Origin of the sequence: Nostoc sp. UHCC 0251 (genome assembly GCF_034932245.1) — a bacterium.
Classification (GTDB): Bacteria; Cyanobacteriota; Cyanobacteriia; order Cyanobacteriales; family Nostocaceae; genus Nostoc.
On record NZ_JAYGHD010000118.1, the window covers coordinates 1 to 11,929 of the forward strand.

8 protein-coding genes are annotated in these 11,929 nt (G+C 38.6%); 3 read left to right on the forward strand and 5 right to left on the reverse strand.

The genetic code is table 11. The features are described from left to right. The 3 genes from VB740_RS14350 to VB740_RS14360 all read right to left on the reverse strand — a co-directional run. A partial coding sequence (locus VB740_RS14350) for a hypothetical protein (RefSeq protein WP_323200665.1) occupies positions 1-283 on the reverse strand: 283 nt, incomplete at its 3' end. A gap of 265 nt (positions 284-548) precedes the next feature. After that, positions 549-1,949 (reverse strand): hypothetical protein, encoded by a 1,401-nt coding sequence (locus VB740_RS14355; protein WP_323200658.1) that lies wholly within the window; start codon positions 1,947-1,949, stop codon positions 549-551. Continuing rightward, positions 1,943-2,188, reverse strand: a complete 246-nt coding sequence (locus VB740_RS14360; protein ID WP_323200659.1) for a hypothetical protein — start codon at positions 2,186-2,188, stop codon at positions 1,943-1,945. The genes VB740_RS14355 and VB740_RS14360 overlap by 7 nt, the downstream gene beginning before the upstream one ends. Before the next feature lie 1,109 nt (positions 2,189-3,297). Here VB740_RS14360 and VB740_RS14365 point away from each other — a divergent pair. The 3 genes from VB740_RS14365 (at position 3,298) to VB740_RS14375 (ending at position 7,699) form a co-directional block, all read left to right on the forward strand. After that, positions 3,298-4,716, forward strand: coding sequence for an AAA family ATPase (locus VB740_RS14365; protein ID WP_323200660.1), 1,419 nt, complete (start codon positions 3,298-3,300; stop codon positions 4,714-4,716). 2 nt (positions 4,717-4,718) lie between these two features. Further along, positions 4,719-6,578 (forward strand): protein kinase domain-containing protein, encoded by a 1,860-nt coding sequence (locus VB740_RS14370; protein WP_323200661.1) that lies wholly within the window; start codon positions 4,719-4,721, stop codon positions 6,576-6,578. A gap of 95 nt (positions 6,579-6,673) precedes the next feature. Further along, a complete protein-coding gene (locus VB740_RS14375; RefSeq protein WP_323200662.1) occupies positions 6,674-7,699 on the forward strand; it encodes a hypothetical protein in 1,026 nt (341 codons plus the stop codon). A 97-nt stretch (positions 7,700-7,796) separates the two neighbouring features. Here the strand turns inward: VB740_RS14375 and VB740_RS14380 are convergent, their stop codons facing one another. Next, a complete protein-coding gene (locus VB740_RS14380) occupies positions 7,797-10,259 on the reverse strand; it encodes a CHAT domain-containing protein (RefSeq protein ID WP_323200663.1) in 2,463 nt (820 codons plus the stop codon). Positions 10,260-10,302: 43 nt separating this feature from the next. Continuing rightward, positions 10,303-11,892 (reverse strand): hypothetical protein, encoded by a 1,590-nt coding sequence (locus VB740_RS14385; protein ID WP_323200664.1) that lies wholly within the window; start codon positions 11,890-11,892, stop codon positions 10,303-10,305. Positions 11,893-11,929 lie beyond the last annotated feature (37 nt).

The following is an 11,929-nucleotide window of genomic DNA, read 5'->3' on the forward strand; positions in this document are numbered from 1 at the left end:
AGTTGGGCTTAATCCGCCCCCACTCCATTGCTTGCCAATTGTTGAAGGGGTCAAGAGATTGAATCCATGTTCCCCCCAGTAATAGATGCTGATATTGCCTTATGTATGCATCCGTGACTCGACCGGCATTTTTGCGAGGGATTTTGTCAGAGATGAACAGGTAGTCGTAGATTGTTTCTCCTTCTATGTGGAAGAAACTGCTCTCAATCAGTGCTGGATGAATGGCACTACCAGCTAGCAACTCATGGTACTCGGCAGGCGTGAGATTGTTTGGGTATTCAATTGGGTGTTCGCTCTGCTCAACTGATACCTTGCAATCTGGTTTAGGCTCGAATCGCTCTTTGTTGCCACTCTTAATTGCATTTTTATTTGTATTCACATTTTTTCCTAAAATTTTCCATGACAATTTCGGCGACATTGCACCTATGCCGCATTCATCAGTGAACAGTTATCAGTTATCAGTCATCAGTCATGCTGTACTCCGGGAGCAGAACCCGTAGGGTTGTCCTTACAGCAAATCAAAGAAGGAAAAATGAATGACGATTAGCTTAAGTGTTAACTGTTAACTGTTCACTGTCTTTTCGAGCTTGTGTGATTAAATCAGTCTCCTGGGTGGTAAGTTCAGCCCAGTAGTCAGGTTTTATCACCTCGTATTTTTCAGCCACAGCCCAAAAGTCAAGCCATGTAAACTCAATACGTGCAAGTACTTGCCTAATTTCCCTAATAGCCACAGGTAGCATCTGTAATTGCTCCGTCCTTGTTGCGATGGCTGACTGTGTGGGACTAGTACCCAAAATTATCGCCGCCGCCTCAAGAGCTTGGGTATTGTTCATGGCAACGCTTAGGTTTTTCAATGCCATACCCATGAGGCGCAGACATTCAGTCGCATTTTCTTTGGGTGGAACAAGTGCCAGAGTTCGCAAATCAATTGTCTTCTCCAGTGGTTCCTGAACCTTCTTGTTTAATGCTTTAGCGCTTTGTTTAGTGTAAGTATTCCCCCAGTCTTGTAATTGATGCGGCTCAAAGGCGTTTTCCAAATCCCGAATGCGCTCTTTTAGCTGCTGGTTCTCAGTTTCCAGGTGCCGTAGCGATTCCATCTCGTCTAAACGCTGCTGCAACTGGATATTTTCCTCCTTCTGTTGCCTGTATAGGTTTTGCAGAGATTGGATTTGCTCACTTACTTGGGCTTCGGCTAGAGCCTTAACCTCTGCTTGTAGTCCAATCCTCAATTCCTGTTCCAGTCGCTCTAACTGAAGCTTATGTTGCTCTTTAAGTGCCGCGATCGCTTCGGAGTACTCTGGTGGATAAGTTCGCTCAGTCGATTCGGACACAATTGCGTCATCCAAATCAGTGTTGTTTACCAACAGCCTTTCACCATCAGCGAAAGTCACAATCTGCTGCGAATTATTCGGTGCGTCTGCACAAATCACTCCCGATTCCCCATAACGGGGATGTTCTGGTGATGAAATTGTGATGGCATTTTTCGGAACCAATGGTTCCTGAAGGAATTTATTTTTTCCTTTTGGCATTGGAGCAATTGTATTTGCGGCAACTGCGAAATCTGATTCGCTAGGGTTTGGGTTTGATGATAAAGCCAGTTTTATCGCAGCAATAAGTTTTTCTGGTTCTTTAGCTAACCTCAAAAGAGGACGGGCTTGGCGCTCATTTTTAATCTGTGGCCCCAACTCTCCTGCGGCAACAATAACTTTTGAAGCCCCTAAGAGTTGATTTATACGCCGATAGCCGCCATATACATGCAATTCGCCTTGGCAATATTGTTCAAAGTTTTTGTACCCAGCGATTCTGTACATCCGCTCATGATGCATGAGGCGAATCTGTTCTACTGCTTGCAACTCAAATTGGTCTATGGTAGCGAAGGTCTCTTTGATACTGCTGTTGAGATCATCGTAATGAAGTACTGATTTGCTTTCTCTATCTAGTGTCAGCATAATTTGTACCCTGATGCTAGCCACCACGCACGAATGGTTTGGCGCACCACTATTGGAAACAGCAAATGCACACTAAAAGCTAATTCCACTCCTATAAAAAGTCTGACAATTTTCGTTTTAGCCAGGATATTGCTGAAACTACCCTTTACTAGACCGCATACAAGATGTGTAATCTTACTATCTGACCCAATGCGCTCAACTACTGCGCCCTTGGGGGTTTTGATATAAGTCAAAGTCATGATTTCGCCTCTGATAACTCGGTTTACAAGCTTCAGAGAGGGTTGTATCAGTTATCAGTCAACAGTTGACAGTTATCAAGGACTGTAAATTCCAACTGATAACTGATACCTGTTACTCGCGCTGCTATGCTTTTTGCTACGAAATTCGGATATTTCTTAATTAAACTTAACCTTAGCAAATCTTTAGAATTTCGATAGCCAAAACCCACCGCAAAAAATAGACTTTTCGTGCGGCAGATCCTATAATGGATGTGGCAGCGCGGATTATACTCTCGGACAAATTTAGTAGTCGTGACTAGTAGGCAAACTTTAACGACAACTTGTTTTGTTCTTTCGAGATCAACTCCCGCTCTGAGGTTATATGGAATTTAAGACCCGTACAAAGCGCTACTCCTTAGTGGCGCTTTGTGCGTTAAGTTTTGATAGTTTTGTATATTCACCTCCATGTCTCCCTTCAATTAGCTTGATTGTACAGAAGTTATGTCCGTTTGGGATCTAACAAGAATTTGATTTTTAGCAGGAATTGTTTCATCTTTTTAAAAGAGTACTACGAGGTTAGTTACACACGAGATTAGGTGTAATCATTAAATTGGGGTAAACCGATGTCTGGTACTACTCAAAGGTATCACTGATTACATTAGTCAATTTTGATTAAAGCGTAATCGTGATACTACATCTATAGATGCAGTAGTGGTACTTATTGAACGTAACATTTAGAGCATATAACCTGTAAAAGCTTTTTGAAAGAGGGATATTGTAAACAATTATTGAGAAAGTGTAGGTTTTAGGAAAATCTTTTAGAAAATCTGATTGTAAACAAATATTAAGAGAGTAGGGTTTGAGAGTTGTAAAAATCGAATAATCGTGTGTGTTAGCGTTGTACCTATAATGATTACTTAATCTTACAAATTTATGGTGCAATGTGTCATGTTAGGCAAAATGCAGCACAACTTAGACGGAATCTGGTTCCATTAGATGTTCACTTTGGGTTTCTGTAAGTGTTTAAGAGGATTTTCTTGTAGAGTAAGCTAAGAGAGTAGCTTCTTGTACTTCATTGAATAACTCTACCCTTAGAGTTGTTAAAACAATAATATAAAAGCTTACTAAGTATGGAATCGTATAAAAACTTAGACATAGATAAAATACTGGAGATTTTGGATGAGCGAGTGCTTCAACATACCGGAAGACATTTACTGAAATCTGAAAGAGTTTTAATTAAAGGGTCTTGGTACGGGAGAGACTATAAGGAGATAGCAAGCAACTCTGGATACAACGCGGACTATTTGCATAGAGAAGTGGCTCGGCAATTATGGGCAATGCTTTCAGAGGTTATTGGTGATGGAACCCCAGTAAAAAAAATATCTTTGAAACCTGCTTTACTTAAACTAGCAAAAAAGAATTATTTTAAGTTAGAAGTCTCCAAGCTAGACAACAATTGTTTAGTTGGCAAGACGAGAATTTATGGAGAATTACCCAAAATAGGATCTTTTTATGGGAGAGAAAGAGAGATTAGTAAATTAAAAAATCAAATTCATGTTTTGAAACGACGCTGCATAGTTATAACTGGAGTTGGAGGGATTGGAAAAACTTCACTAGCGGCGAAATTACTAGAAGAAATACTTTTAGAGAACCCCAATGTCTATAAAGATATAGTTTGGATAAAAATACATTCGTCCGTTGACAATTTGTTTACTAAATTAATTAATGCTTTTGATATAGAAATAGACAATGAATCTATTGAAAATCAAACTTTGCTATTATTAAAATATTTTCAATTACATCGTTTACTACTAGTAGTAGACGGATTTGAAAAACTAGGCCAAATAGCTAATTTTGAGAAAAGATTAGAGTATGAAAAATTATTTATTCAACTTTCAGAGGGGAATCATGAAAACTGTACAATTATAACAAGTCAATTACCTTTGGAAGAAGTTATTTATGCAACAAAAAATCTTCCAATTGACTCTTTACGCCTTGAAGGCTTAGAGGAACGTGCAGCTATGCGAATGCTAAATGAAAAAGGGCTATGGGGGAAAGAATGTAAAGAGTTAATTAAAATGCATCGTGGAAACCCATCAGAGTTAGAAGAAGCAGCTGACAGAATTCATCGGCTTTTTGGAGGAAGTGTAAAAACATTCTTTGATTACAGGACTACTGTTATTGGGCAACTCCTTCAATCTATGCTACATCAGCAATTTGGACAGCCGGGACTTTTAAGCGATGTCCAAAGAGAAATAATGATTTATTTAGCAGAGTCAACTTCAGAAAGCTCACCTCCAATTCAGTTTTATAATATTATTGAAGCTTTAAAAAAACAAATAGGATTAGAAGTATCAATTGCGGAAGCTATCAGAGCAATAGAAATTTTAGAACAACGCTCTTTAGTTGAAACTTATAGAAAATCAGGTAAGCAAGAAGTTAGTTATAGTTTACAACCACTTATCAGAAAATACATTTTAGTTGATCCATTTAATTTGGTGCGAAGAAAAACAAGTGTGTTACAAATCAGTAATTCCATCCAGGAGTAAATGTGGTTTACTGCATAAATCACCTTTGTACACAGCGCCGTAATCCTGATAACGCCAAAAACTGTTTAGCTTGCGGTAATTCTTTGTTAATAAATGGTCGCATTCGTTTGCTACGCCCGTTGCGCTCTTTGGAAGAAAATCTGTATACTAACACAAATGTTTTTGAGGTTGAAGATGTTGGCACAAAATCGCATCCAGAGTCTCAAATAAGAGTAATGAAAGTATTAAAGTGGAGCGAACCTAAATTAGTGGAGCTAGTTCAGCGAGAAGCTAGAATTTTGCAAATAATTCAATATCCTGGGATTCCTGAGTCGGCTAGAGATGATTACTTCACTTTTAAACTAAAGGACACTCTTCTAGAATTACATTGCTTAGTAATGCAAAAGGTTGAAGGAGAGAATTTACGGCAATGGTTAAAATCTTATGGGCGAATTCCTCAAAATGTGGCATTTGATTGGTTGTCACAATTAATTAATACTCTTGATGTCGTACATAGCTCCGGCTTTTTTCATAGAGACATCAAGCCAGAAAATATAATTCATAAGCCTGATGGGAAATTGGTGTTGATTGATTTTGGTGCAGCACGAGAGATTACTAGCACTTACTTAGCAAAAGTTAGTACCAATGGGGGAAGCAGTACAGGATTAGGTAGTGGACACGAAGTAACATCTGTGATCACGGCTTTTTTTAGTCCACCTGAACAAATGAATGGCCAGGCAGTACCGCAATCAGATTTCTATGCTCTGGGTCGGACTTTTGTGAACTTAGTTACTGGGATGTCATTGATGGATCTACCAATAAACGAAAAAAAAGGGAGGCTAATCTGGAGAAAATATGCGCCGCAGATTGATAAACCTTTTGCTGATTTACTGGATGATTTGATGGCTTCTTCCCCAGGTCAGCGTCCGCAAAGTACTCAAGTAATTTTGCAACGGCTTAACAAACTCCCTTATCAAAGTAAAATTTATAAATTAATTAAGTCTAAAAAAACTTTATTTAGTTTATTAGTTACATTAATTGCTTTAGGGCTTTTTGGAGGTTTTAAAGTATTTTTACCAGTAATGGCTAATAATTTAGTACTACAAGGTAAAAAGTCAGAATTAGCAAATGATTCGCAAACTGCACAAAACTATTTTAACCAAGCTATAGAATATAATTCCCAACTTAAAGTTTCTGTTTCCCAGTTTTACTTGGAGCAAGCTGCTCGTCATTTTAACGACTTCAAACTAGCGAAAAAATATTATGAGTTAGCTCTTAAATATAATGGAAAAGACATAAGTGCTTATAATAGTTTAGCTGTAGTTTGTTGGCAGCTTGGAGAAGTCGCTTGTGCCTTAGATAATTATCAGCAGATTTTGAAATTAAAGCCTAATGACTGGGAGGGATATTATAGGTTAGGAAGTTTTTATGATCAAGAAGGAAAAGAGGATTTAGCTCAAGAACAATATAAAATAGCAATTAGAATTAATAAAAAAGCAGTGCCTGCGCTTAATGATTTATCGCGCCTCAGAAATCTCAAAGAAGACTATACCCAGGCTAGTGTATTAGCGCTTGAAGGATTGCGCCTGACTGAAGACCCAAAACTACAAGCTGCTTTATATAAAAATTTGGGTTGGGCAAAGTTCATGCAAAATCAGTATAACGAGGCAGAGACATATTTACAAAAAGCAAGTGATTTAGACAGCAAGAGAATAGATGCTGTCTGCTTGCTGGCTCAGGTGCAAGAAGCTCTAGGTAAAATTGAGGATGCTAGACTTTCATGGGAAATCTGTATGCTTGCTAGGACTACTCAGCAAGATGTTTTCAAGTGGAGGCAGGAATTATTAGACCGCCTTACCAATAACTCAAAAATCTCTCAATAGAGTGAATTTTTGCGAAAGTATGGATTTAGTTTATTTGTTTTGCTATCAAACTTATGTATGCTATTAACAAGCAAGTAAATAGATAAAAGCTTTTAATGCAGTCTTTACTCAACCATAGAAAGAAGAAAGTTTTTAAGCTTCAAGTTGCAGCGCTCGTATCGATATTACCATCAATACTACTTTTATCAAGTATTAGCAGCGCAGGAAGTCGGACTCAATCAGTAGCAGTAGTAAAAAGTGGGTGTCGCAAGTTTATAGGTAGAGTCTCTAGCTCAGGCGATCTCCACTTGCCAAGTGGAAGCCGACTGTGCCAAGGAGATCGGATTAATCCAGTTAAGGGAGCTACAGTCAAGGTTTTGTGCTACTTAAATGGAAATTTTGTATACCTGAAGCATAGTACGGTGTTCAAGGAGCCAGATACGTGTACAGTGCCTCAAGAGATAGCAGAGCTATGTACGGGATTAAATCCGAGTAATTGCTATAACCCTAAAGGGGCGGGTGAGGAAAAAGAAGCACCAACCCTAATAAGCCCTTATGGCAGTTCAATGTTAAGTACGCGACCTCAAATATCTTGGAGTGCTGTCTCGAACGCTACTAATTACATAGTAATTGTAAAGGGTTACGAATTTTATTGGGAAGCAACAGTAGATCAGAAAACGACTACACTGGCATACCCGAAAGAGCAAATAGAATTGCAACTTGGTAACACCTACAAAATTACTGTCATTGCCAACCAGGGAGGTTCTTTGATTAGTTCGGAGCCTTTAGTAATCAGTGTTTTGCCAGAAAAAGACCAAAAAGAAATTGCATACAAGGTAAAGCAGATCAATGAATTAAACTTGCCTCCAGACGAAGCCGCTTTTTTAGATTTAGATGCTGTATTTATGTCCAAAAGCCTTTTGAATGAATCGATTGAGACGCTGAAAGCACGAGTGGCAGCAGGAAGCCAGAACCCCACTCTTTACCGAGTACTTGCAGATCGATACCTAGAAGCATGGTTGCCAAATGAAGCGCTTCGCAATTATCAGGTAGCAAATGAATTGGCGAAACGCACTAGGAATTCAGATGAATTAGCTAGAGTGCAAGAAGGACTAAAGTTGGTAGAATGGCACAATAGGTAAAAGTTGGCAACAATAGCAACCAGATGCTGGCATTGCCAATTGCCAATATATAATTGTTCAAATTATCGGCAACTTATGGTTGTGATTGCACAAAATTTTACAGCCATCCACCAACAAGCAAGAACGAAGCCCAAAAATAAGGGTGGCTGTACTTAGAATTTGACATTAAATTTAATTGTGCTTGACGTAATGCCTCTGCTTTAGGAGTCCCGAACTTCAAGTTTTTGTAAAACTCTTCCATAAGTAAAGCAGTGGAGTCAGCATCTACCTTCCATAAAGTTGCCACTGTACTTCTGGCACCTGCTTGTGCTGCCACACCAGCAATCCCCAATGCTGACCTCTTATTACCCTTAGCAGTTTCACAGGCACTTAAAACTAATAGTTCAATTCCATCTTCATTGGTTTGAGCGTTTAATTTTAGTAAGTTATCAAACTCTAGTACAGTAATTGGTTTGTTCCAAGTAAAAAACATTGTTTTCTGGGCATCAGAACTAAATTGAGCATGAGTAGTTAGATGAAGAATGGAAAAATTATTTGTGCTTAACTGTTGTTCAAGCGCCTGGCTAGTAAACTTTTCATTCAATAAGACTGTTGAAGAAGTAGTTTGTTTTTTAACATCTTCTACCTCCTGTTTCACTCTTAACAATGCTTTTAAGCCTTCGGGAGCATTTAGAGCGTTAAAGCTGGGACTAAATTTAGATAGTCCAGCAATTAAGGCTCTTAACTGTTCTTTGGGTAAAAATTTAGGTGGTCTAATCCTAGAACCTAAAGTTTGAGCAATGCTGTAGCGCTTGAGTAAATAATCTTTGCCGTCATGAAGCAAACCTATTGGTAAGCTTTGGAAAGATGTATCTAAAGTAAGCACTAACGTCCCTGATGGAGGTAAGTATGTCTTGACGGGTGCAATTAACAAGTCATAAAGTGATTGAGAAGGCGAAATAATCAAATTTTTATTAATAGAAGCTAGTCTAGAAGATTGTAAGATTTCTAATAGATTATCGGCGCTAGTTTTAACTAGCTTGGAGTCAACAGAATGGTGGTGAAAGGAGCCATCAGAGGACTGGACAATTACTTCTACGCTGTTATCTAAATCAATAATGTGAACTACTGCTGGAGGGTTGGACAAGTTTTTAACTTCATTTAAAGGGATGATGTCAAGTTTGCCACATTGAAGAAAATTTTCTAATTGAGCGATTTGCAGCCGTTCGTTTGCCTGGATTACTCGTTTTAAATTAGGGTTAGGAGATGCCAAGAGCAATCGCATATACTCCCGATATACAGGCTCCACTTTTTCTTGGAAGGAGAATTGTAAATCTGCATTGCTTGGCAAAAGATCATCACGCACTTTAGTTACATTATCAATTGCTGAACTGTAAGCCTGAAGGGCTGTATCGTATTTTCCTTGTTTTTTGTACAAATCCCCTAACTGCTGCTGCCATTGATAAGCAAGATCCGATGATTGACTTAACTGAGCTTGGCTCAAAGCTGCCTGAAAATATGCAAGTGATTGCTCTGGTTTTAACTTGCCTAGAGTGCCGAAGCTATCTGACTTTAATCGCGGGTTATTCAATCCTTTAGCTGTCTGCAATGCCTCTTCAGCATATTCGATAGCTAGTGAATGTAATTGTTTGCTTGCAATCTTATTTAAACTTTTAGCAAAATTTAGTTTGGCATAAATAGAATTACTAGCTGGTAGCTGAGAAAATGCCGAATAATTCCTTATAATTAGAGTTGCCGCTGGCTGAATCTGATGAGTAATTTTAGTACGAATATTCTTTAATTGTATATTACCTGAATTGGACTCTGCTGCTAACCAATTATCAAAATCTAATAGTAAACTCAAACGGTATAATTGAGCTTGTAGTTTTACTGTGATTGGAGCATTTTGGATATTACTCACCTGTTGATAAATATCAAGGGACTTAAGTGAATGCTCCTGGATTATATTAACAATTTCTTTTTGAAAAGCGGGTTCTTCTGTCTGTAAATATCTATTTTGTGCTTGCTTGTAAATAGATTGCTCAACTTTCCCTAAAGATAGCAAAATTACGCTAATATCAGCCGAAGCTATTTGCTTGGTAAGTAAGAGCGTTTCTTTTAAAACTATTTTTGATTCATTTAGCTTACCTATTTGGCGTAAGGCTTCTCCTAAATGACGCCATCCCAATAAGTAAACTGATATTGGTTTTTGCTTCGTAATCGCTGTATAAAGTAGTTGTTTTATAGATTCAGTCGGTTGTGACGGAGTAATAGTACAAATTTCAGCATTTTTATCTAACTTTAAGGCTTCAACAAGCGTATGACATGTACGAAGATTCGCACCTAAAGCTTGTAAGGCAATACTTTCATCAATTAAGCTTCCACTAATCTCCTCTTGATTATCTAATTGACGATAAATGCTTGTAGCTTTTTCCCAAATTTCTAGAGCTTTAATTGCCTGACCGAGATTTAATTGCTTATAACCTTCCTGGGTCAATACTTGCGCTTGATTGTGTTGTTGTGCTTTTTTGTTTGAAGTTTGAGCGGGGGTAATAGAAGGTTGGCTTACAACTATTGACAAAGCTAGAATTCCTAACAACGAGTACTTGAACCAGTATTGGAACTTAATCATTTCTCTGTACTGTTTTTATGGTTGATGATACTTCTGATGTATAAGATTCCTGACGACATTTTGAGGCAGACAATGCCGAAGCAACGGGGGTGGCTGTATTAGGGTCTGCTATCAGGGCAATTCTTCCATTAGAGTCTATTGTCCAGGTGTTAGCTTCTACGATTTCTAGGGTTTGTTCAATTGCTGATGCCTTATGTTCTTCCGAAATGTTGTTATCAATTAGAACAGAGTTATTCTGCCGTTCATAAATGTTCTCTGGCATTTCGTCAGAGCTAGGTGGAAAACCGCCTCTGCTACTGATCACTAATTCACTTGTCGCTACACCTGATTGCCCCTGGCAGTTGGAGTCTATTTCAGGAGTTTCCTGAACGACTTCTGGTGCTGCTTTAATGCCCCTGGAATTAATAGCAAGTCCATTGACCTGAACTGTGCCATTGATTCCAAACTCAGAGCTGGCTTCAACTAGGCTATTCTCAGAGAAAAGGAACCCATCACGAACATTTATCCTGATATTTCCGCCGCGTCCTCCAAAAGCGTTGGCTGTGATAGTGCTATTTCCCAAGGAAAACAGAGTATTTGTATTAATTGTCACATTTCCGCCAATACCAGCACCGACTGTGGCAAGGTTGTAGGGAAAGTCGATACCTAAAAGACGATAAGCCGCCTCAGGATTACTGGCACTAGCACTGATAATACTGTCAAATAATTGCACATCGTTTGCGTGTATAAAAATATTTCCTCCGTCTGCCAATGCGGTTGCACCACTAATGGAAGAATTATTCTTCAGAGAAACTATATTTGCATCAATATTTATGTTCCCCGCTGAACCAGTGCCTAAATTACTTACAGTAATTGAACCTTTAGATAGGGATAATCGTTCAGTTGTTATTTTTATGCTCCTAGCTGCTCCACTTACCTCTGAAGATAGTCCTAATACTTGTTGTATTAATACAGGAGGGGATACTGCGTATGATGATATTCCAGACAAAAATTCATAAGATAAATCTTTTGTATTGACAGGGGTTGTAATACTTAGAAAACTAGGGGCTTCAATTGTGATATCTCCAGCATTCCCGCTGGAAAAAGTATAAGAAGCAATAATGCCTCCGTTGTTTAATCTAATTTCAGGCGAGATGACTTTCAAATTCCCGGAATTTCCAGATTTATAAGCCGCTACAGCTACTTGACTTGGGGAAGAAAGGATAGGATTAAACCCACTCAATTCAACACTACGAGCCGCATTAATGAGCAATTCCCCACCTGTGCCAGTACCAAAAGTTCCAGACGTTATAGTGCCTCCATCTAAAGCAGTTAATTGACCTGTATTAATCGCAATATTCCCACTTGTGCCAGCACTAAAAGTATATGAGCCAATGCCACTAGCAATGCTACTAGTGGTAGGGTTGATAAAAGAAAATCCTTTGACCTCTATAGATTCAGAAGTATCCAGAAGTATATTGCTCGCGCTTGCTTGTGTAAATGTTTTGCTATTGATAGCTGCTCCATCTTCAAAGCTCAAACGCTTAGTTGAAACTACAACATCACCTACACTTCCTCCCAAAGTTTCTAAGCTAATCGGCATTTAAATTGCAACATAGTCACTATTGCCTTTGTTTTTT